The sequence below is a fragment of the Leisingera sp. ANG-S5 genome, from assembly GCF_000813925.1.
Taxonomy (GTDB): domain Bacteria; phylum Pseudomonadota; class Alphaproteobacteria; order Rhodobacterales; family Rhodobacteraceae; genus Leisingera.
The window spans coordinates 159,801-182,329 of record NZ_JWLH01000001.1 but is presented as its reverse complement, the minus strand read 5'-3'; the positions used below and the strand labels follow the sequence as shown (position 1 = coordinate 182,329).

Here is a 22,529-nt window from a genome sequence, read left to right as displayed (position 1 = left end):
GGCAGCGGGAGTGCAGGCAATCCATACACTTTGGAAGAGCGCAGCGGCCTTTGCCGTGCTGGCCGCTTTAAGCGCATGCCTGCCCTTTGACCAGGCAGAATCTCTAGTGCCGCAGGCCCGGCCTGCAGTGCCCCAGCCTGCGGTCTACAAACCCTCTGCCGACAGCGCCCAGCTGGCCTACTACTACAACGCATTGGAGCGGGACCTGCTGACCCGCGGCCTTTTGCGCACTGACGGCGGCGGGCCGGACACACCGTTTGACGCCGAGGATCTGGCGGCAAGCTTCGAGCAACTGGCTTTCTATGATGAATACGGCGGGTCCGGCATTTCCGGGGGGCTCGGCCGCTGGTCCGGCCCGGTCCGGATCGCAGCGGAGTTCGGTCCCTCGGTGCAAGCGGGCCAGCGGGTGCAGGACCGGGAAACACTGGCCGAATACGCCGCGCGGCTGGCGCGGATCACCGGCCATTCCATCAGCACCGTCAGCGGCAGGGCCAATTTCCACGTGATCTTTGCCAGCCTCGACGACAGCGCGTATGTCGCTGAACGGGTGCGCGAACTGCTGCCCGCGATCAGCGCTCGCGACCTGTCGCTGCTGGCTGCGCCGCCGCGCAGCTATTACTGCCTTGTGGTGGCAGGCGGCCCGCAGGGCGATCCGCTGTCCTACACCCGCGGCGTCGCGCTGATCCGGGCCGAGCATCCCGACCTGGTGCGCAAAAGCTGCGTGCACGAGGAAGTGGCGCAAGGCCTGGGCCTCAGGAACGACAGCCCGCGCGCGCGCCCCTCGATCTTCAACGATGACGACGAATTTGCGCTGCTGACCAGCTTTGACGAAAAGCTGCTGCAGATGCTGTATGATCCAAGACTGAAGGTGGGGATGAGCCTGGAAGAGGCCCGCCCCCTGATCCGCATTCTCGCCCGCGAGGCGATGGGCCAGGAACTTTAGGCCGCCACAGGAAGAGGACCTGAAACATGGGTATTTTCGATTTTCTCAAAGGCGAATTCATTGATGTCATTCATTGGGTGGATGACACCCATGACACCATGGTCTGGCGGTTCGAACGCGAAGGCCATGAAATCAAATACGGCGCCAAGCTGACGGTGCGCGAGGGCCAGGCGGCGGTGTTCGTGCACGAGGGTCAGCTGGCGGATGTGTTCACCCCCGGTCTCTACATGCTTGAGACCAACAACATGCCGGTCATGACCACGCTGCAGCACTGGGACCACGCCTTCCAGTCGCCGTTCAAGTCTGAGGTCTACTTTGTCGACACCACCCGTTTCAGCGACCTGAAATGGGGCACCAAGAACCCGATCATCTGCCGCGACCCGGAATTCGGGCCCGTCCGGCTGCGCGCCTATGGCACCTATACGATCAAGGTCGCCGACCCGGCCCGTTTCCTGAGCGAAATCGTCGGCACCGATGGCGAGTTCACCATGGACGAGATCTCGTACCAGATCCGCAATATCATCGTGCAGGAGTTCTCCCGCGTCATTGCCGGCTCTGGCATTCCGGTACTGGACATGGCGGCAAATACGGCTGACCTGGGCAAGCTGGTCGCGGCGGAGATTTCCGGCACCCTGGCCGACTACGGCCTGATGATGCCGGAGCTGTACATTGAGAACATCTCGCTGCCGCCTGCGGTGGAGGAAGCCATGGACAAGCGCACCCAGATGGGCGTGCTGGGCGATCTGGGCCGCTACACTCAGTTTTCGGCAGCTGAGGCGATGACCGCCGCCGCCAAGACCCCGAACAGCGGCATGGGTGCCGGCATGGGAATGGGCATGGGTATGGCGATGGCGCAGCAGATGGGCCAGGCTCTGCAGGGAGGCGCCGCCTCTCAGCCAGCGGGTCAGCCGTCCGGGCCATGGGGGGCGCGTCCCGAACCCGCTGCGCCGCAGCCGGCAGCGCCCGTGGCGCCGCCTCCGCCGCCGGTGGAGCACGTCTGGCACATTGCGGTGGACGGGCAGACCTCCGGTCCGTTCTCCAAGGCGCGGATGGGGCGGATGGCGCAGGACGGCACCCTGACACGCGAGACCCACGTCTGGACCCCGGGCCAGGACGGCTGGAAACGCGCAGGCGAAGTGATGGAGCTTGCGCAGCTGTTCACCATCCTGCCGCCGCCTCCCCCGCCGTCGGCGCCGCCAGCCGGGTAATACCACTCCAGGGCGGCCAAGACTGCCCTCCCCCTTCCCTGACTGACAATGCCCGACAGGTTGCCTCCCCGTGACGATGCCCCCGCCGCCGCCCGCTGAAACCGTGCCTGCCCCCGACGATGAGACCCACCGCTTCCCGTGCGAGCAGTGCGGTGCCGATTACACCTATGACCCGGCCAAAGGCACGCTGACCTGCGGCCATTGCGGCCACACCGAAAGCATCCGCAGCGGACCCTGGAAGGGATCCGCCCTGCAGGAGTTGGATTTCCGCGCTGCCGTGGCCGATCAGCTGCCCGAGGCAGAGATCGAAGTGACGAGGGTCTCCACCTGCCCCAACTGCGCCGCGCAGGTGGAATTCGATCCGGACACCCACGCCAAGGAATGCCCGTTCTGCGCAACGCCTGTGGTGACCGGCACCGGTGAGAACCGGCACATCAAACCCAAAGGCGTGCTGCCTTTTGCGGTAGAAGAACGCGCCGCGCACAAAGCTATGACAGATTGGCTGGGCGGCCTGTGGTTTGCCCCGAACGGCCTCAGGGAATACGCCCGCAAGGGGCGGCGGATGCAGGGCATCTATGTGCCTTACTGGACCTATGATGCCCAGACCCGCAGCAGCTACACCGGCCAGCGCGGCACCGTTTATTATGTGACCGAAACCTTCCAGCACGAAGGCAAGACCCGCTCCCGGCAGGTCGCCAAGGTACGCTGGACGCCCGCCTCGGGCCGGGTGCAGCGGTTTTTCGATGATGTGCTGGTGCTGGCCTCAAAAAGCCTGCCCAAAAAATACACTGAGGGGCTGGAGCCCTGGGACCTGGCGCAGCTGGAACCTTACCAGCCGCAGTATCTGGCAGGCTTCCGGGCTGAAGCCTACACCGTGGATCTGGAGGCTGGTTTTGCCGAGGCCGGGCAGAAGATGGACCGGGTGATCGAGCGTGACGTGCGCTTTGACATCGGCGGCGACCGCCAGCGGATTGCCCATATCGACACCAAAGTGTCTGAGGTAACCTTCAAGCACATCCTGCTGCCGGTCTGGCTCGCCGCCTACAAATACCGCGGCAAGACCTATCGCTTTGTGGTCAACGGCCAGTCCGGCCGGGTGCAGGGCGAGCGGCCTTATTCAGCCTGGAAAATTGCCTTTGCGGTGCTGCTGGCCCTTCTGATCGGTGCCGGGATCGCCCTGGTCGCCAGCCAGCAGTAACCCTGCAAAAACGGAAGGGGACGCTGCCGCCCCCTTCCTGAACCGGCCGGTTCCTTTCCCCGGGTTCTGAGCCGGAACCCTTGGCCGGCCTCCCTGTCAGCCCTTGCTGATCTTGATCCTGCGGGCGGTCTCCGGCTGCTCCAGCGCCTTCTTCGGCACAGCTATATGCAGCACGCCGTCCTCCATCCGGGCCGAGGCCCCCTGCCCGTCCGCGTCCTCCGGCAAACGGAACGACCGCCGGAAGGCGCCATACTGGCGCTCGCTGAAATACCAGGTGTCGCCCTTCTTCTCGGACTGTGTCTTCTTCTCGCCGCGGATCGTCAGCACGCCGTTGTCCACGGTCAGCTCGACATCCTCCAGCGAAACACCCGGAAGCTCCATGGCAATGTCATAGGCCTCCTTGCCCGAGGACGCCTCGGTTGCGGGAGTGAGCCAGTCGGCCAGCCGCGCACCAAAGCTGCGGAAGGGGTCATAAAGCGACGGCCAGAAGCCGCCATGTTCGGTTTTTTCCACCATTTTTCAGCCTCCTGTCTTGTTGAATCCCATTGTACCGCCTGCCCCGCCGCACCGCCTTGATCCGGCGCAAAGGCAAAGCCTGAGCCGGAAGTTTTCAGGCCGCGGCCTCGCCAGTGCCCGGCAAAGGAGATAGAGCTGTTGCGGACAATCCGGCAGCCGCCTGCCGGACAGCACTATTCAAGGACGGGAGCAGACATGCGCGCACTTATCCAACGGGTCAGCGAGGCCTCTGTGACAGTCGATGGCGAGGTTATCGGCGAAACCGGTCCCGGGCTGCTGGTGCTGGTCTGCGCCATGGCCGGTGACAGCGAGGCGCAGGCGGACCAGCTGGCCGCCAAGATTTCCAAGATGCGGATCTTCAAGGACGACGCCGGCAAAATGAACCGTTCGGTGCTGGATACCGGCGGCGGTGTGCTGGTGGTCAGCCAGTTCACCCTGGCGGCCGACACAAAGCGCGGCAACCGGCCCGGCTTTTCCACTGCCGCAGCCCCGGCTGAGGGCGAACGGCTCTATGAATATTTTGCGAACCAGCTGTCTGCGCTGGGTTTGGAAACTGCAAAAGGCCGGTTCGGCGCCGACATGAAGGTGCGCCTGCTGAATGACGGTCCGGTGACCATCTGGATGGATACTGAACACCCCTGATCCGCCCCTTGGAGCCCAGCCTGCCAGCGCGCCGCATTGCCGCTGCCCGTTGTGGTCCAACCGCCATACCGGGCAGGTCAGTTGGCGGCGTAGAGGGCGTTTTTAGACCGGAAAGCACCGATTCTGTCCCTTGGGCGGCCTGTCGGCCTTGCCCGCCGGGCAGATTCGCAAAAAATCCGCAATTTCTCCGCATCAATATTTCCTGTCGTATTCCAGCGCTTTTTTTGCTTTACACAGGACAGAGACCGCAAAAACGGCACCTTACTTGAGAAAGGCGACACCCGCTGTTTGTGCCGCACGAAACCGTGCAGATGGCTTCCCCGGCGTAGCGCTAATAACGCTTGCGAGTTAGCGGTAAATACGCAAATCTTAAATCGCCAATCAAAAAAACAGGTGCCTCAGCACCGCAACCAATCGGGAGAACTCAATGAACCGACATATGCAGTATCTGGCCAGCCAGGCCGCGGCAGGCAAACTGTCACGCCGTGATTTCCTGGGCAAAGCCGCCGCACTGGGCTTCACCGCCGTATCCGCGAACCTGCTGCTGTCTACCGCCGCCAAGGCGGCAGGCCCGCAGAAGGGCGGCACCATCCGCCTCGGCCTGCAGGGCGGCTCCACCACCGACAGCCTGGACCCGGCGCTGGTCACCAACACCGTTGGCCTGATGGTCACCCGTCTGTGGGGTGAAACCCTGGTCGAGCTGGCCGACGACGGCGGCATCGAGGGCAAGCTGGCCGAAAGCTATGAAGCCTCTGCCGACGCCAAGACCTGGACCTTCAAGCTGCGCTCCGGCGTGACCTACTCCAACGGCCAGAGCGTCACGGTTGACGACGTGGTCAAAACCATGGAGCGCCACAGCGGTGAAGACACCAAGTCCGGCGCGCTTGGCATCATGCGCGGCATCAAGGACGTGCGCGCAGAGGGCGACAGTGTCGTCTTCGAACTGGACAGCCCGAACGCCGACCTGCCCTACCTGCTGGCCGACTACCACCTGATCATCCAGCCGAACGGCGGCAATGACGATCCGGCAGCCGCCATCGGCACCGGCCCCTACATCATGAAGTCCTCCGACATGGGCGTGCGCTTCGTGGCCGAGAAGAACCCGAACTACTGGGGTGATCTGGGCAACGCGGACACCGTGGAAATCATCGTCATCAACGACGACACCGCCCGCGTCGCAGCGCTGCAGTCCGGCCAGGTGGACGTGATCGACCGGGTGCCCCCGCGCACCGCAAAACTGGTCGACCGCGCACCGAACATCACCGTGCACTCGACCTCCGCGGCGGGCCACTATGTGTTCATCATGCACTGCAACACCGCACCGTTTGACAACAACGACGTGCGCATGGCGCTGAAATACGGCATCAACCGCCAGGAAATGGTCGACAAGATCCTGAACGGCTACGGCACTGTCGGCAACGACACCCCGATCAACGCCTCCTATCCGATGTACACCGAGCTGGAACAGCGCCAGTTCGACCCGGACAAGGCGATGCACCACCTGAAGAAGGCGGGCCACGACGGCTCTATCCTGCTGCGCACCTCGGACAACTCCTTCCCGGGCGCACCCGATGCCTCCGCGCTGTTCCAGCAGTCGCTGTCCAGCGCCGGCATCCAGCTGGACGTCAAGCGCGAGCCGAACGACGGCTACTGGTCGGAAGTCTGGAACGCCAAGCCGTTCTGCACCAGCTACTGGGGCGGCCGTCCGACCCAGGACCAGATGTTCACCACCGCCTATCTGTCCACCGCGGACTGGAACGACACCCGCTTCAACAACGAGCAGTTCGACCAGATGCTGGTGGCAGCGCGCGGCGAACTGGACGTTGCCAAGCGGACGCAGATGTATGCCGACATGTCGACCATCCTGCGGGACGAAGGCGGCCTGATCTGCCCGATGTTCAACGACTTCGTCGAAGCGACCACCGACAATGTCGACGGCTGGGTCGAAGGCATCCCGGGCCAGGTTCTGATGAACGGCTATGCAGCCAGCAAGCTGTGGGTCAAAGCCTAATATGTCTCCGATCGTAAAACTCCTGGCTCAGCGCATTGCGCTGAGCCTCCTTCTTTTGTTGCTCATCTCAATCGTGATCTTCGCCGGCACCATCGTTCTGCCGGGCGACGTTGCGCAATCGATCCTGGGTCAGTCGGCAACACCGGAGGCACTGGCCAACCTGCGGGCTGAGCTGGGTGTGAACGATCCTCCCGTACAACGCTATTTTGCCTGGCTCTTCGGCGCCATGCAGGGCGATCTTGGCACCGCGCTGACCAGCGGCCAGGACATTGCCCAGGCTCTCAGCAGCCGTTTCTGGAATACCCTGTTCCTCGCCTTCTGGGCTGCCGTGGTTGCGGTTCCGCTGGCGATCTTCCTCGGCCTGCTGGCCGTCCGTTTCAAGGACCGCTGGCCCGACAAGATGATCTCCGCCGTCACCCTGGCCTCGATCTCGATCCCCGAGTTCCTGATAGGCTACGTGCTGATGTATTTCATCGCGGTGCAGCTGCGCTGGTTCCCGTCAGTGGCCATGGTCAACGACAACATGAGCCTGTTCGAGAAGCTGAACGCCATCGCCCTGCCGATTGCCGTTCTGACGCTGGTTGTTCTGGCGCACATGATGCGGATGACCCGCGCTGCGATCCTGAACGTGATGCAATCGGCCTATATCGAAACCGCGGAACTCAAGGGCCTCAACGCTTTTCAGGTGATCTACCGCCATGCCTTCCCCAACGCGATTGCACCGATCGTCAACGTTGTGATGCTGAACCTCGCCTATCTGGTGGTTGGCGTCGTGGTGATCGAGGTGGTCTTCGTCTACCCCGGCATGGGCCAGTATCTGGTCGACCACGTGTCCAAGCGTGACGTGCCTGTTGTGCAGGCCTGCGGCCTGATCTTTGCCGCCGTCTATATCGGTCTCAACATGATTGCCGATATCGTCGCCATCCTGAGCAACCCGCGCCTGAGGCATCCGAAATGAAGAATATCCCCATTTCCGCACTCATCGGGCTGTTCTTCACTGCCCTCTACTTCCTTGGTGCCATCTTTGCACCGCTGCTGGCCCCCTATGGCGTCGGCGAAGTGGTCGGCGATGTGTGGGAGCCCTCCAGCGCAGACTACCTGCTTGGCACCGACAACATCGGCCGCGACCTTCTCAGCCGGATGATCTATGGCGGCCGCACCACTATCTTCATCGCAACCGCCGCGACCGTCCTGTCCTTCACCCTGGGCTCCGTCCTCGGCTTCTTTGCCGCGGTGATGGGCGGCTGGATCGACCAGGCACTGTCGCGCTTCGTCGACCTCGTGATGTCGATCCCGACGCTGATCTTCGCCCTGGTGGTGCTGTCGGTCGCACCGGTCACCATTCCGATGCTGATCCTGGTGATGGGCCTTCTGGACGCCACCCGCGTCTACCGCCTGGCCCGGGCCGTCGCGGTCGATATCGAGGTGATGGACTACGTCGAAGCAGCCCGCCTGCGCGGCGAGAAAACCGCCTGGATTATCTTCCGCGAGATTCTGCCCAACGCACTGTCCCCGCTGATCGCGGAGATGGGCCTGCGCTTCATCTTTGCGGTCCTGTTTGTCTCCACCCTGTCCTTCCTGGGCCTGGGCGTGCAGCCGCCAGAAGCTGACTGGGGCGGCATTGTGAAGGAGAACAAGGAAGGCATCGTCTACGGCATTCCTGCGGCCCTGATCCCGGCCTTTGCCATCGCCACCCTGGCGATCTCGGTCAATCTGGTGGCTGACTGGGTGCTGAACCGGACCACATCGCTGAAAGGAGGCCGCGGATGAGCGATACCCTGTTGAAAGTCCGCGACCTGAAGATCGGCGCGACCATCTACCCGCCGGGTGAACGTCCCCGCGACATCGAGATCGTGCACGGGGTCAGCTTTGACCTCGCGCCCGGCAAAGTTCTGGGGCTGATCGGTGAATCCGGTGCCGGCAAATCCACCATCGGTCTTGCGTCCATGGCCTATGGCCGCGGCGGCGTGAAGATCACCGGCGGCGAGGTCTGGGTCAACGGCCGCGATATCCTGAAGGGCAGCCACAAGGACATCCGCAAACTGCGCGGTGCCGAGGTGACCTATGTGTCGCAATCAGCGGCAGCCTCCTTCAACCCGGCCAAGAAGATCATGGATCAGGTGGTCGAGGCCGCGGTGGAACAGAAGAAGTTCTCCCGCAAGGAGGCCGAGGCCCGTGCCCGGGTTCTGTTTGCCAAACTGGGCCTGCCGGATCCGGACAACATCGGCGAACGCTACCCGCACCAAGTGTCGGGCGGCCAGCTGCAGCGCTGCATGACCGCGCTGGCGCTGTGCCCGGAGCCGGATCTGGTGGTGTTCGACGAGCCGACAACCGCGCTCGACGTGACCACCCAGATCGACGTTTTGATGGCGATCAAGGAGGCGATCCGCGACACCGGCGTTGCCGCGCTCTACATCACCCACGACCTGGCGGTTGTGGCACAGGTGAGCGACGACATCATGGTTCTGCGGATGGGCAACACCGTCGAATACGGCAACGTTGACCAGATCATCAATGATCCGCAGGAGGAGTACACCAAGGCGCTGGTCTCGGTCCGCTCCATCGAGCATGAGGAAAAGGCCCCGACCGAGGAGCCGGTGCTGAGCGTGCGCAATATCACCGCGCGCTACAAGGGCACCCAATTCGACGTGCTGCACAATGTGAACGTCGATCTGTATCCCGGCCAGACGCTGGCCGTGGTGGGTGAATCCGGCTCCGGCAAATCCACCCTCGCCCGCGTGATCACAGGCCTGTTGCCGCCGCGCGAGGGCGAGATCGAGTTTGCCGGCCGCAAGCTCTCACCGGACCTCAAGGGCCGCAGCCGCGAGGACCTGCGCGAGCTGCAGATGATCTACCAGATGGCAGACGTGGCAATGAACCCGCGCCAGACCGTCGGCACCATCATCGGCCGCCCGCTGGAGTTCTACTTCGGCATGCGCGGCGCCGAGAAGAAGAAGCGGATCATCGAACTGCTGGACGAGATCGAGCTGGGCGAAAAGTTCATGGACCGCTATCCGGCGGAGCTTTCGGGCGGCCAGAAGCAGCGTGTCTGCATCGCCCGCTCGCTGGCAGCCAAGCCTAAGATGATCATCTGCGACGAGGTCACCTCGGCACTCGACCCGCTGGTGGCAGACGGCATCCTGAAGCTGCTGCTGGACCTGCAGAAGATCGAAGATGTGGCCTATCTCTTCATCACCCACGATCTGGCAACGGTGCGCGCGATCTCGGACAACATCGCGGTAATGTATCAGGGCAAAGTGCAGCGCTACGGCGGCAAGTCCAAGGTGCTGAGCCCGCCGTTCGACGATTACACCGATCTGCTGCTCAGTTCGGTGCCGGAGATGAAGCTCGGCTGGCTGGAAGAGGTGATTGCCCACCGCAAGATGGAAAGCGCCGGCAACTGATTCCACCAAAGGATGCAAAGCCCCCGCTGATTGCCAGCGGGGGCTTTTTCTTTTTAAATTTACACGGATTTGTGATATTTTATTGAGACAGGGAGAATGCAGCGGGACCGGCTGCAAACAATAGAAAAAGCACTGAGCGCGGCTGAACTGTGAGGCAAGCCAACCCGATTTACCGGGCAGTTTCGTTTTGACTGCAGCAATGGGGAGAAACTGCCATGACAGATTGGGCAATTCACGGATTTGAGATCGCCAATTGCAACTGCGTGCCCGGCTGCCCTTGCCAATTTTCGCAGCTTCCAAATGACGGCACCTGCGAAGCAATGCTGACTTTCCGCATCGATAAAGGCCACTACGGGGACACAAAGCTGGACGGGCTGCACGCCGCGGCTATCTACAAATGGCCCGGCCCCATTCACGAGGGCAACGGCGAGATGCAAATCATCATCGACGAAAGCGCCACAGCAGAGCAGAAGGCGGCCCTCGAGGCGATCATGACCGGCCAGGACACCGATGAATTTGCCACCATGTTCTTCGTCTTCAACGCTATGTGCACCACCAGGCATGAGACACTCAGCGCACCCGTGTCGCTGAGTTTTGATGCCGAAACAGGTATTGGCCATGGCAAGGCGGACGGCATTGGCGAAACCAAAGTCGAACCGATTGCACACATCGTGTCCGGTGCACCGCATTCGGTCCAGATCAAATTGCCGAACGGGTTTGAATACTCCGAGGCTTCCGTCTGCCAGGGCACGACACGGACCCCTGGATCTGCCATCAGCCTTGAAAAGAACAGCGGAACCCACGCCCATGTTGCCGAGCTGCACCTGACCGGCAAGGGCGTTGAGCGCGCGGCTTGATCCGCCATGGGCCGGGCGCCGCACATAACCGGCACAGCTGAACGGCTGGCCCGCAACGACCGGATCGTGGTTCTGGGCGCTGTGGCCTTCATCGTGCTGCTGAGCGGGCTTTACACCGTGTTTGGTGTCGGCATGAACATGACCGCGGCCGAGATGACCCGGATGGCCCGCCCGATCGGCGAACCGATGGCGATGGGCACCGGACCGGTTTGGACTGCAGGCTATGCCGTGCTGATCTTTCTGATGTGGTGGGTGATGATGATCGCCATGATGACACCCAGCGCGGCCCCGGTTCTGCTGCTGTTCACCGCCATCAAGAAGGCAGGCTCTCTGCCCGGCCGGGCGCCGGTGCTGGGGCTGCTGTTCCTCAGCGGATACCTTCTTGCCTGGGCCTTGTTCTCTGCAATTGCCACCGCGCTGCAATGGTGGCTCGAAACCATGGGCCTCTCAAACGGCCCGATGATGTCGCTCAGCAGCCGCACCCTTGGCGGTGCATTGCTGCTGGCGGCGGGCGCCTATCAGTTTACCCCCTACAAGCACGCCTGCCTCTCCCATTGCCGTATGCCGGTTCATTTTTTGACCGAGCATAACCGCACAGGCTTGGCTGGTGCTGTACTGATGGGCGCCCACCACGGCACCTATTGCCTCGGCTGCTGCTGGGCGCTGATGCTGCTGCTGTTTGCCGGCGGGATCATGAACCTTTACTGGATAGCCGGGCTGGCGCTGTTCGTGCTGGCCGAAAAGACCTTGCCTTACCCAAGGCTCTTTGCCACGGGTGCCGGGGCTCTGCTGCTTCTGGCAGGCAGCTATGTTCTCGTTACCGCGCTTTGAAAGCGCAGGCGCTGACCGGCAATTCTGCAACGTCCCTGCGAAAATGCCCGTTTGCGGCCGTTCCGCCGTTTTTTGAATGGCAATTCAAGAAACGGACGCAATGATACCCTCCCGAAGCCATCGCAAGGCAAAGGGATTCGGCAAATGGACAACAAGCTTCTTCTCATCATTCTGGACGGCGTGCCCTGGCGCAATTTCCGCCGCCTGTTCGGCAACCTCGAAGGCTGGGTCGACAGCGGCGATGCCCGCGTCTGGAAACTGCGCGCGGTGCTGCCGTCGATTTCGGCCAGCTGCTATGCCTCGATCCACACCGGCGTTGCACCCGCCATCCACGGCTGCACCGGCAACGCCAATGTGTTCCGGCTCAAGGAAAAAGACGTGTTCAGCCAGGTCCGCGAAGCCGGCGGCGTCACCGGCGCCGTGGCGCACAGCTACTGGTCGTCTTTCTTCAACCGCCACCCGTTCGATTACGTGCGCGATATCGAATACGACGAGCCGGAAAGCAAGACCATCAACCACGGCCGGTTCCACACCATGACCGGCTATGGCAAGGACAACCAGATGACGCCGTCGGACGTCGATCTGTTCGCCACGCTGACCAATCTCTGCCTGCGCTTCGGGCTGGACTACGGCATGCTGCACGCCTGCACCCTGGACAGCATGGGCCACCGCTTTTTCCATGACTGCCAGGAAATGGACCACGCCTGTTTTGTAATGGATGAGATGCTGGCCCCCTTTATCACCCGCTGGCGCGATCTGGGCTATGAGGTGATCGTCACCGCCGACCACGGCCAGGACGAGCGCGGCCACCACGGCGGTCGCAGTCCGCTGCAGCAGGAAACCGCGCTCTACTACTTTGGCGAGGCCGAAGGTCCGGATCATGGCGACGTGATCGACCAGCGCCAGCTGGCCCCCACCATCCTTAAACGGCTGGGCGCGCCGATTGCGGACACCATGAAGGCAGAGCCGTTCCTGAAATGACCTGAAACAGCGGCTGTGTGCTAGGATGGTCCTCAGCCGCCGTTTTCAGATGTCAGGACTTTGCCATGAAATCCCTTACCGCCGTATTTTCCCTGCTGGCCGCCCCGGCGCTGGCCAGCGATGCCTGCCACGACCTGTGGTTCACTCGCAACGCGGTGATTGACCGGGCCGGTTACTGCTTCGGCTCCCCTTTGGGGCAGGCCGTGTTCAACAACGGGGATTGCACCGGCAAGTCTGTCTCTCTGCCGCCGCAGTCAGAACGCCTGGTTGCTGAAGTGAAACAGATGGAGGCCCGCTTCGGCTGCCGGGTCAACAACAAGCAGACCCATCTGGACATGGATGACCTGTTCCTGCGCTACCAGCTATGGGATCTGCCGGTGCGGGATGAGTTCGAAAGCGCCTGCCTGGGCTGGCTGGGGCCGGTTATGGGGCTGCGGGCGGGCCACAGGCCGGATGCTCCCCTGGTCGGGCAGATAGACCCCGGCGACTACGTCAATTACTCGCATATCCCGGTGGGCAGCTGGACCTATGTGACCACCTCCGGCCCGGACTGGCAGGTCACGAGCGGTGGCTGGCTGAACACGTCGCTGTTCCAGGAGCAATGCCAGGACTATGCCGGGTAGTCCGGGCTACTCGTCATAGGGCCAGATCCCCTGCCCCAGCGCCTCGACCGCAACTGAAATCCGCTCAAAACTGTCACGTGCCCGGCCCACGCTGTGGCGCGCACGCAAATAGCCGTGGATCAGTCCCGGCTCATTGATCCAATACGCCTTGCCACCAGCCGCCAAAATGCGGTCGCGGTAGTCGCGTGAATCGTCCCGCACCGGATCGCAATCCGCCGTTACCAGCACCGTCGGCGGCAAGTCCGAGAAATCGCTGTCAGACAGAGGCGCAAAAAGCGGATCATCCTTGGGCGGCTCCCCTTCGGTGCGAATATCCATGTAATACAGCACGTCCTCGCGCGTCAGCATGGGCGCCTGCGCGTGCTCCAGGTAAGAGCCCTGGTTCACATCACCGCCGAACGCGCCATAGATCAGCACCTGGCCCAGAATCGACTCGCAGCGGCCGCGCGCATGATGCGCCACCGCAGCACAAATGTTGGCTCCGGCGCTGTCGCCCATCAGGACAATGCCCTTGCCATACCCGGCCTCGACCCAGCCCAGCACCACCCAGGCGTCCTCAAAGGCGGCGGGGTGCTTGTGCTCCGGTGCCAGCCGGTAGTCCACCGCCACCACCCGGTAGCCGGTCTGGGCGCAGATCTCGGCGCAAACATCATCGTGGCTGTCCAGACCCCCTACGACAAAGCCGCCGCCGTGGCAGAACAGCACCGTCCGGGTCGGATCGCCCGCGGTATAGACCCGCACCGGCACGCCGTTGGCGGACAATTCCTCGACCGACACCACATCCGGCCGCGGCACCCGGAATTCCCGCGCCATCGCGTTATAGATACGGCGCTGCTCCTCGATGCTCATGTCAACGGCGTCATCAGGATAAAGCTCCCCGGTCTTCTGGATGAAGTCCCAGGTCTCCTCGTCGATCAGCCGTTCGTAATCCATCTGCGAGCCTCCCTGCACGCCGTCGTCCCCGAGAGCCTAGGCACAGTTTCCCGCAAATGGAATGCCTGAAAGAAAAAGCGCCCCGAAGGGCGCTCCTTATCCCACACTGTCCAGCGGGGTCACGCAGCCGCGGCAGGCTCCCATGGCCGGGTGAAATTGTTCAGCACGCCGTCGATGTCAGCCTCCGGGCTGCCGTTGGCCGCCACCTGCGCCACCAGCCCGCGTTTCTTGTCGTCGGTCACGCTGACAACGCGCGCCGCCACCCCGGCCTGCTCCAGCGCGCCATTGTATACGCGGGTGATCGCCATCTTGCGCAGATCGGGCTTGAACACCTTGCCCACCGCGGTTTTCGGCAGCTCGTCCAGCACCGTCAGATGCTTGGGGATCGCCGCCCGCTCATGCACATGGACTTTGCAGTATTCCAGCAGTTCCGCCTCGCTGACACTGGCGCCGTCGACCAGCTCGACAAACGCGCAAGGCAGCTCGCCCGAATGCGCGTCCGGCTGGCCGATGGCACCGGCAAAGGCCACCGCATCATGGCCCAGCAGTGCCTCTTCGATCTCTGCCGGGTCGATATTGTGGCCGCCGCGGATGATCAGATCCTTGGCGCGGCCGGTGATCCACAAATAGCCATCCTCGTCGATCCGGCCCAGATCGCCGGTGCGCAGGTATTTCTCCTGGTAATAGAGGTCCACGTTCTTGTCGGCCTCGGTATAGGTGTTGCCCGCAAAAACCCCCGGATTCGACACGCAGATCTCCCCCACTTCGTCGCGTCCGCATTCCAGCGCCCCGTCATTGGTCTGCTTAACGATCCGCACATCCGTATAGGGGAACGGGATGCCCACCGATCCCACCTTCTTCTCGCCGCCCGGCGGGTTGCAAGAGACGAGGCAGGTCGCCTCGGTCAACCCGTAGCCCTCGACGATGGCGACGCCGCAGGCGCTTTCAAACCGCTTGAACAGCTCCATCGGCATCGGCGCCGAGCCGGAGAACGCCGTTTTCACGGATGAGATATCCGCATCCACCGGCCGCTGCATCAGCGCCGAAACGGCGGTGGGCACAGTGATGATAAAGGTGATCTTCCAGCGCTCGATCAGCTTCCAGAAATTGTCGAACACGCCCTCGCCCCGGTACCCCTGCGGCGTCGGGAACACCACATGCGCGCCAGAGGCGATGGCCGCCATCATGATCACATGCACCGCAAAGACATGGAACAGCGGCAGTGGGCACATGATATTGTCTTCTTCGGTGAACAACAGCGTGCTGCCCAGCCAGCCGTTGTAGACCAGCCCCGAATACTTGTGCTGCGCCACCTTGGGCATGCCGGTGGTGCCGCCGGTATGGAAATAGCACGCCACACGGTCACCGGCACTGTCGGCAAAATTCAGCGTCTTGGGCTGCTTCGCCATCTCCTTGGAGAAGTTCAGGTAGTCCGCATGGCTGGGCCGGCCGTCCATCTTGGGACGGATCAGCGGCACGATCCAGGATTTCGGTGGCGTAAGGTAGCGGTTCAGGTCCACTTCCAGCACCGTGTTCACGCCCGGCGCATGGCGCACCGCCTCTGCCACTTTTTGGGCTACATCTGTTTTCGGGAAGGGCCGCAGGGTGACAACAACCTTGGCCTTGGTCTCCCGCAGGATGGAGGCGATCTGCTCCGGCTCCAACAGCGGGTTAATCGGGTTCACGATCCCTGCCACCGCGCCGCCCAGCATGGTGACCAGTGTCTCGTTGCAGTTGGGCAGCACATAGGCCACCACATCCGTTTCGCCCACCCCCAGCGCACGGAACATATTGGCGGCCTGGCTCACCTGCTCCTTCAGCGTGCGCCAGGTCAGCGTCTCCGCCTTGTCCTGGGCGCCAGAGAATATCTGATAGCTGACCGCCTTGCTGTTCGGGTACTTGTCCGCGGTGCGCGACAGCAGCCCGTACAAAGTGGCCGGCAGATCCCGCGCCTCATACGGCATTTCATTCTGCAGCGCATCGCGGTCCGCGATTCCGGAAAAACCCATAATTCTCCTCCCCGTTCCACCCGGTGCACAGCCGGTGTACGGGCGGTGCACGGAAGGTGTCTCTGTTTTTTGCCCAGATTATTGCAATCGCCTGATTGCGCAAGCGCCGCGGCAGGGTCACGCCAAGGCAGCTTTGGCGGTGACGTCGCGCCATTTCCCTGCATTGGGCGGTTTTCAACAAAAAACGCCCCGGATCGGCTCCGGGGCGCTTGCCGTGTTAATCTGCTCGCCGCTTATTCAGCTGCCAGCCCTTCTGTGAACTGCAGCTTGGCCAGACGCGCATAAAGCCCGCCCTGTGCCACCAGCTCATCATGGGTGCCGGTGGCGACGATCCGCCCCTGCTCCATCACCACGATGCGGTCGGCCTTCTTCACCGTTGCCAGCCGGTGCGCCACGATAAGCGTGGTGCGGCCCTGGCTCAGCTCATCCACCGCCGCCTGCACCAGGCGTTCGCTTTCCGCATCCAGCGCCGAGGTCGCCTCATCCAGCAGCAGCACCGGCGCATCGCGCAGGATGGCGCGGGCAATGGCAATCCGCTGCTTCTGGCCGCCCGACAGCATCACGCCGCGCTCACCGACAAAGCTGTCATAGCCGTCCGGCAGCTTGGAAATGAAGTCATGCGCCGCTGCCGCTGCAGCAGCAGCCTCGACCTCAGCATCGGTGGCCTCCGGCCGGCCGAACCGGATGTTCTCGCGCGCGGAGGCGGCAAAGATCACCGGATCCTGCGGCACCAGTGCGATATGGCGGCGGAATTCATCCCGCTGCAGCTGGGTCAGTGCCACGCCGTCCAGCTTCACCGCGCCCTGATTGGGATCATAGAAGCGCTGCAGCATCTGGATGATGGTGGTCTTGCCTGCACCTGACGGGCCGACAAAAGCCACAGTCTCCCCCGGGTTCACTGTCAGCGAAACCTCATCCAGCGCCGACACATCCGGGCGCGACGGGTAGCGGAAAGACACGTTGTCGAACGCGATCTCGCCCTTGACCGGCGCGGGCAGCACCTGAGCCGCAACCGGATCCAGGACGGTATCCTCGGCATTCAGCAGCTCCACCAGCCGTTCGGTTGCCCCGGCGGCGCGCTGCAGCTCGCTCCAAATCTCCGACAGCGCCGCAACGGATCCAGCCACCAGCACTGCATAGATCACAAACTGGATCAGCGTGCCCTCAGACATCACGCCTGCGCGCACATCATTGGCGCCCATCCACAGAACGCCCACGATCCCGGAAAAAACCAGGAAGATCACAATTACCGTCAGATAGGCACGGGTCTGGATACGGCGGCGCGACACGTCATAGGAGGTCTCGGTCAGTTCAGAAAACTTCTCGCGGCTGGCAGCCTCATGCGTGAAGGCCTGCACCGTCTGCACCGCACCCAGCGCCTCGCCCGCATTGCCCGAGGACGCCGCGATCCAATCCTGGTTTTCCTTGCTGATCGCGCGCAAGCGGCGGCCCAGCACCAGGATCGGCACGATCACCGCCGGCACGATCAGCAGAACCATCATGGTGAGCTTCGCCGAGGTCAGCAGCATCAGCACCATGCCGCCAAGGAAAATCAGCAGGTTGCGCAGCGCAATCGACACCGACGAGCCCAGCACCGACTGGATCAGTGTGGTGTCGGTGGTGATCCGGCTCAGCACCTCGCCGGTCATGATGCGTTCATAGAACTCCGGGCTCATGCCGATCACCCGGTCGAACACCGCCTTGCGGATGTCAGCCACCACCCGCTCGCCCAGCCGTGTCACCAGTGCATAGCGCACGCCGGTGCCCACCGCCAGCAGAGCGGCAATCACCAGCGCACCGCTGAAATAGAGGTTCAGAAGCTCGGAATCAGAGACCCGGAAGTTGTCCACGACGCGGCGCACTGCCAATGGCAGCGTCAGCGACAGCCCCGCCGTCAGCACCAGCGCGCAGGTGGCGGCCAGCATGAGCAGGCGGTAGGGGCGCATGAACGGCCAAAGCGCCGACAGCACGCCAATCTTCCGGGATTTCTCCCGCTCTTGCTCCGCATTCGGGGCCGCTTGTCTCCGCGCCATTCCGGATCCTTCTGCACTTTGGTCTGGCGGGTCTTGCACCCGCATAGTCGCCAAGGTTCATGGCCCCGCACGCCCGGCGCGTCAAGCGTTGAGCAGCTTCAAAACACACCTGAAAACAGCTGCGCACTGCGTCATGGGGTATCAATCAGGCGGATTGGGAAGGTCTGGAGCGGGTAGCGGGAATCGAACCCGCACCTTAAGCTTGGAAGGCTCTTATGATACCATTTCACCATACCCGCTCAGGACATTTGCTGATTTAGGTGAAGCGCCGGGGAAGGTCAACCACCTTGTTTTCGTTTACCTTTGCGGTGGCGGAAATTTCAACGTGCCTCTTGCGAAAGCCCCGCCAAGCCCCCCAAATAAAAGCAAAACCCAGCCACCCCGCCGCCCGTGCATAACACCGGAAAACCGCCGTGACCCAAGATCCGCAAACCGCAGTCATCACCGCCCACGGCCAGCCCTCCGCCCCGGCCCCGGCAGAAGCGGATCTGGCGGCGACGGCGGCAGCGATTGCCGCGCATTTGCCGCACTGGAATGTCCGCTCAGCCACGCTCGCCGCACCGGGCCGCCTGGAGGGGGTGATGCAGGACGGCGCAGTGGTCTATCCGTTTTTCATGTCGCGCGGGTATTTCACCAGCAAGGTGCTGCCGGGGCGCCTGCAGGGCCGGGCTTACCGGATGGCCACGCCGTTCGGGCTGGACAGCGGCCTGCCGGATCTTGCTGCAAGCGCCGTGCAACAGGCAGCATCAGAAAGGCACTGGCCGCTGGACAGGCTGAACCTGCTGCTGGCCGCCCACGGCTCTGCCCGCGGCCCGCGCGCCGCAGAGGCCGCCGAGGATTTCGCCGCCCGGCTCAGCCCGCTGCTGCCGGGCTGCTCCGTGTCGCAGGGCTACATTGAGCAGGACCCGCGGCTAGCATCTGCTGCCGCCTCCCTGCCCGTGCGGTCCATCTGCCTGCCGTTTTTTGCGCAGGCAGGCGATCACGTGAAAGAGGATCTTCCCGAAGCCCTGGACGCCGCAGGCTTTGGCGGCACGGTGCTGCCGGTGGCCGGCGCCCTGCCCGGAGCCCCGGCCCTGATTGCTGCAGCCATCCGCCGCGCAAGCCTTGACCCAAGCGCGTCTGAGTGAAATTCTAGCCTTCCGGAAAGAAAAGCAATTTTTGGCTCAAGCAAAGGCAATTGGCCTCTTGCACCGGCGCCGGGCATGTGATTAATCACGGCTTACACCACGGATGGCGAGTTGGCGGAGTGGTGACGCAGCGGATTGCAAATCCGTGTACACCGGTTCGATTCCGGTACTCGCCTCCACCTTATCCCAGCAGTTAATCCATGTCATGTCAAAGGCTTAGATACAGCGCTGCAGCGCGTAGCGCAGGCCAGAACGCATGTCTCCAAGGTCTGGCGGCCATGCAGCCGCCAGCCTGATCCCGCGCGGGCAGCCGGAACAATCAGCCCTTCAACCTGAACCGCTGGATCTTGCCGGTCTCGGTTTTCGGCAGCGCCTGGGCGAACACCACGGACCGCGGATACTTGTAGGGCGCAATTGTTGCCTTCACATGGTTCTGCAGCAGCTTGGCCAATTCCTCTGACGCCGCCTGCCCTTCGGCCAGCACCACATGCGCCTGCACGATCTCGCCGCGCGCCTCGTCCGGAACCCCGACCACCGCGCATTCCGCCACCGCCTCATGTGCCAGCAGCGCGGCCTCCACTTCCGGCCCTGCTATGTTGTAGCCGGAGGAGACGATCATGTCGTCATTGCGGGCTGCAAAATGCAGGTAGCCGTCTTCGTCCCGGATGAAGCTGTCGCCAGTGATGTTCCAGCCGTCCCGCACATATTCGCCTTGCCGCTCATCCGCCAGATAACGGCAGCCAGTCGGACCTTTGACCGCCAGCCGCCCGGCCTCGCCGCGGGGCGCCTCAAAGCCATCACCGTCCAGCACCTTCACCTGATAGCCGCCCACCGGCTTGCCGGTGCAGGCGGGCCGGTGATCGCTGAACCGGTTGGTGATGAAGATATGCAAAAGCTCCGTCGCGCCGATCCCGTCCAGCATCGGCTTGCCGGTCTTGTCCATCCATTCCTGATAGACCGGCGCAGGCAGGGTCTCTCCCGCTGAAACTGCCGCCCGGAGCGAGGACAGATCCGCCCCCTCCTCCATCGCCCGCAGCATCACCCGGTAGGCAGTCGGGGCTGTGAAGCAAACGGTGGCCTTGTATTTCTCAATGATCTCGATGAGGTTCGGCGGTGTGGCGTTTTCCAAAAGCGTCGCCGCCGCCCCGAACCGCAGCGGGAAGATCGCCAGCCCGCCCAGACCGAAGGTAAAGGCCAGCGGCGGCGAACCGACAAACACATCCTCCGGCTGCACATCCAGCACTTCGCGCGCATAGCCGTCGGCGATGATCAGCAGGTCGCGGTGGAAGTGCATCGTCGCTTTGGGCGATCCGGTGGTGCCGGAAGTGAAGCCCAATAGCGCCACATCATCCCTGCCTGTCTTCACCGCCTCGTAGGCCACCGGCTTTTCCAGCGCCAGCCGGTCCAGCTCCGCATCATGGTTGGAGGTGCCGTCAAAGCCCACAACTGTCTTCAGGAACTTCGACTCCTTGGCGCAGGCGACCAGCTCATCCTTCAGCCTTGTGTCGCAAAGCGCATGGGAAATCTCGGCCTTGTCCACGATCTTGGCCAGCTCCCCCTTGCGCAACAGCGGCATGGTGTTGACCACCACTGCGCCTGCCTTGGTTGCCGCCAGCCAGCAGGCCACCATCGCCGGGTTGTTGGCAGAGCGGATCAGCACCCTGTTGCCGGGCTTCACGCCCAGGTCCTCGGTCAGCACATGCGCCAGCCGGTTGGTCCAGTCCGCCAGCTCCTTGTAGGTGCGGTAGCGCCCGTTGCCGATCAGCGCCGTATGGTCGCCAAAGCCCTTCTCTACCATCGCATCAGTCAGTTCGACCGCGGCGTTCAGGTATTCAGGGTAGTCAAACCCCTCCAGCAAAAACTCCGGCCAATGGTCCATGGGCGGCAGGTTGTCCCGGGCGAATGTGTCCACATGCGCAGTTGGTCCCAGCATCTCAATTCCCTCCCTGAAAGGCGCCGAGCGCCTGACGCGCGATCACCACCCGCTGCACATCCGAAGCGCCCTCGTAAATGCGCAAGGCCCGGATATCACGGTAAAGCTCCTCCACCTTCTGACCCCGGCGCACGCCGTCGCCGCCATGCAGCTGCACCGCCTTGTCGATGACCTGTTGCGCCTGGTCGGTGGAGAACAGCTTGGCCATCGCAGCCTCGCGGGTGACCCGCTCAGCCCCTGAATCCTTAGCCCAGGCGGCGCGGTAGACCAGCAGTGCCGATGCATCCACATCCAGCGCCATATCGGCGATATGGCCCTGCACCATCTGCAGATCGAACAGCGGCGCCCCCTGCACCTGCCGCGCGGTGACCCGCGCCAGTGACTCGTCCAGCGCCCGGCGGGCAAAGCCCAGCGCCGCGGCAGCCACGGTGGAGCGGAACACATCCAGCACCGACATCGCAATTTTGAAGCCCCCGCCCGGCTGACCCAGCAGCGCCGATTTCGGGATGCGGCAATCTGTGAACCGCAGGGTCGCCAGCGGATGCGGCGCGATGGTCTCCAGCCGCTCCACAACCTCAAACCCCGGCAGGCCCGCAGGCACCGCAAAGGCGCTCAGCCCCTTTGCCCCCGGTCCCTCGCCAGTGCGGGCAAACAGCGTATAGACATCGGCAATGCCGCCGTTGGAGATCCAGGTCTTCTCGCCATTCAAAACGTAATGGTCGCCGTCCAGCGCCGCGGTCATGGTGGAGTTCGCCACATCCGACCCCGACTGCGGCTCAGTCAGGGCAAAGGCTGAAATCGCCTTACCCGCGCGCGTCAGCGGCAGCCATTCCTGCTGCTGCGCTTCGGTGCCGAACAGCGATATCGCCCCGGTGCCCAGCCCCTGCATGGCAAAGGCAAAATCCGCAAGCCCGTCATGGCGCGCCAGCGTCTCGCGGATTAGGCACAGGCTGCGCACATCCAGCTGCTCGCCCGCCATCGCGCCGGAATGCTGCGTCCAGCCGCCCTCGCCCAGTGCTGTGACCAGCGCCCGGCAGGCGGCATCGGTGTCGGAATGATCGATGCCCGCCAGCTGCGCCGCGGCCCAGGCTTCCAGTTCTTCGGCCAGCTTCCGGTGCCGGTCCTCGAAAAACGGCCAGTTCAGAAACGTCCTGTCCGCCATCGCGCGGCCCTCCCAGTTTCATCTTTCCCAAAATACTCCCGTCCCGCTGCCCGGCAGGCGGCTTTGCCGCCGAGAGGGGAGGCTCCCGCGCCCTCCTCCAGCGCGGGCTCCAGCGGTG

19 protein-coding genes and 2 tRNA genes are annotated in these 22,529 nt (G+C 63.2%); 14 read left to right on the top strand and 7 right to left on the bottom strand.

The window, feature by feature from the left end; translation table 11 throughout:
- Positions 1-55 precede the first annotated feature (55 nt).
- From RA25_RS00890 to RA25_RS00880, 3 genes are all read left to right on the top strand, one after another.
- Positions 56-943 (top strand): DUF2927 domain-containing protein, encoded by an 888-nt coding sequence (locus tag RA25_RS00890; RefSeq protein ID WP_082008937.1) that lies wholly within the window; start codon positions 56-58, stop codon positions 941-943.
- Between the two features lie 26 nt (positions 944-969).
- Complete coding sequence (locus tag RA25_RS00885) at positions 970-2,151, top strand: SPFH domain-containing protein (protein WP_039169485.1); 1,182 nt, start codon at positions 970-972, stop codon at positions 2,149-2,151.
- Between the two features lie 76 nt (positions 2,152-2,227).
- A complete protein-coding gene (locus RA25_RS00880; protein WP_052254129.1) occupies positions 2,228-3,349 on the top strand; it encodes a TFIIB-type zinc finger domain-containing protein in 1,122 nt (373 codons plus the stop codon).
- A gap of 96 nt (positions 3,350-3,445) precedes the next feature.
- Here RA25_RS00880 and RA25_RS00875 read toward each other — a convergent pair whose 3' ends face one another.
- On the bottom strand, positions 3,446-3,865 hold the full coding sequence (locus RA25_RS00875; protein ID WP_039169483.1) for an Hsp20/alpha crystallin family protein: 420 nt from the start codon (positions 3,863-3,865) through the stop codon (positions 3,446-3,448).
- A gap of 195 nt (positions 3,866-4,060) precedes the next feature.
- Here RA25_RS00875 and dtd point away from each other — a divergent pair, with 195 nt between their 5' ends.
- From dtd to RA25_RS00830, 9 genes are all read left to right on the top strand, one after another.
- Positions 4,061-4,507 carry a D-aminoacyl-tRNA deacylase gene (gene dtd / locus RA25_RS00870; RefSeq protein WP_039169482.1) on the top strand — a complete coding sequence of 149 codons (447 nt, stop codon included), beginning with the start codon at positions 4,061-4,063 and terminating at the stop codon, positions 4,505-4,507.
- 427 nt (positions 4,508-4,934) lie between these two features.
- Positions 4,935-6,518 (top strand): ABC transporter substrate-binding protein, encoded by a 1,584-nt coding sequence (locus tag RA25_RS00865; RefSeq protein ID WP_039169480.1) that lies wholly within the window; start codon positions 4,935-4,937, stop codon positions 6,516-6,518.
- A 1-nt stretch (position 6,519) separates the two neighbouring features.
- Positions 6,520-7,476 carry an ABC transporter permease gene (locus RA25_RS00860; protein WP_019295749.1) on the top strand — a complete coding sequence of 319 codons (957 nt, stop codon included), beginning with the start codon at positions 6,520-6,522 and terminating at the stop codon, positions 7,474-7,476.
- Complete coding sequence (locus RA25_RS00855) at positions 7,473-8,288, top strand: ABC transporter permease (protein ID WP_019295750.1); 816 nt, start codon at positions 7,473-7,475, stop codon at positions 8,286-8,288. Before RA25_RS00860 ends, RA25_RS00855 begins: the two co-directional genes overlap by 4 nt.
- Positions 8,285-9,922, top strand: a complete 1,638-nt coding sequence (locus RA25_RS00850; protein WP_039169477.1) for an ABC transporter ATP-binding protein — start codon at positions 8,285-8,287, stop codon at positions 9,920-9,922. The genes RA25_RS00855 and RA25_RS00850 overlap by 4 nt, the downstream gene beginning before the upstream one ends.
- 215 nt (positions 9,923-10,137) lie before the next feature.
- Positions 10,138-10,779, top strand: coding sequence for a DUF1326 domain-containing protein (locus tag RA25_RS00845; RefSeq protein ID WP_039169476.1), 642 nt, complete (start codon positions 10,138-10,140; stop codon positions 10,777-10,779).
- 6 nt (positions 10,780-10,785) lie between these two features.
- Entirely contained in the window at positions 10,786-11,610 is an 825-nt protein-coding gene (locus RA25_RS00840) for a DUF2182 domain-containing protein (RefSeq protein WP_019295753.1), read from the top strand.
- A 144-nt stretch (positions 11,611-11,754) separates the two neighbouring features.
- On the top strand, positions 11,755-12,591 hold the full coding sequence (locus tag RA25_RS00835; RefSeq protein WP_039149084.1) for an alkaline phosphatase family protein: 837 nt from the start codon (positions 11,755-11,757) through the stop codon (positions 12,589-12,591).
- A 65-nt stretch (positions 12,592-12,656) separates the two neighbouring features.
- Complete coding sequence (locus RA25_RS00830) at positions 12,657-13,214, top strand: DUF4453 domain-containing protein (protein WP_039169474.1); 558 nt, start codon at positions 12,657-12,659, stop codon at positions 13,212-13,214.
- 6 nt (positions 13,215-13,220) lie between these two features.
- On the opposite strand, the gene RA25_RS00825 is transcribed toward RA25_RS00830, so the two are convergent.
- The 4 genes from RA25_RS00825 to RA25_RS00810 all read right to left on the bottom strand — a co-directional run bounded on the left by RA25_RS00825 (position 13,221) and on the right by RA25_RS00810 (position 18,428).
- Positions 13,221-14,147 carry an alpha/beta hydrolase gene (locus tag RA25_RS00825; protein WP_039169472.1) on the bottom strand — a complete coding sequence of 309 codons (927 nt, stop codon included), beginning with the start codon at positions 14,145-14,147 and terminating at the stop codon, positions 13,221-13,223.
- Positions 14,148-14,266: 119 nt separating this feature from the next.
- On the bottom strand, positions 14,267-16,156 hold the full coding sequence (locus tag RA25_RS00820; RefSeq protein WP_019295757.1) for an acyl-CoA synthetase: 1,890 nt from the start codon (positions 16,154-16,156) through the stop codon (positions 14,267-14,269).
- Between the two features lie 233 nt (positions 16,157-16,389).
- Positions 16,390-18,189 (bottom strand): ABC transporter transmembrane domain-containing protein, encoded by a 1,800-nt coding sequence (locus RA25_RS00815; RefSeq protein ID WP_039169471.1) that lies wholly within the window; start codon positions 18,187-18,189, stop codon positions 16,390-16,392.
- A gap of 165 nt (positions 18,190-18,354) precedes the next feature.
- A tRNA-Gly gene (locus RA25_RS00810) sits at positions 18,355-18,428 on the bottom strand.
- 174 nt (positions 18,429-18,602) lie between these two features.
- On the opposite strand from RA25_RS00810, the gene RA25_RS00805 reads away from it, so the two are divergent.
- On the top strand, positions 18,603-19,316 hold the full coding sequence (locus RA25_RS00805; protein ID WP_039169470.1) for a CbiX/SirB N-terminal domain-containing protein: 714 nt from the start codon (positions 18,603-18,605) through the stop codon (positions 19,314-19,316).
- A gap of 105 nt (positions 19,317-19,421) precedes the next feature.
- A tRNA-Cys gene (locus RA25_RS00800) sits at positions 19,422-19,495 on the top strand.
- Between the two features lie 140 nt (positions 19,496-19,635).
- On the opposite strand, the gene RA25_RS00795 is transcribed toward RA25_RS00800, so the two are convergent.
- Positions 19,636-21,249 (bottom strand): AMP-binding protein, encoded by a 1,614-nt coding sequence (locus RA25_RS00795; RefSeq protein WP_039169469.1) that lies wholly within the window; start codon positions 21,247-21,249, stop codon positions 19,636-19,638.
- Position 21,250: 1 nt separating this feature from the next.
- Positions 21,251-22,411, bottom strand: a complete 1,161-nt coding sequence (locus RA25_RS00790) for an acyl-CoA dehydrogenase family protein (protein ID WP_039169468.1) — start codon at positions 22,409-22,411, stop codon at positions 21,251-21,253.
- Between the last annotated feature and the right edge of the window lie 118 nt (positions 22,412-22,529).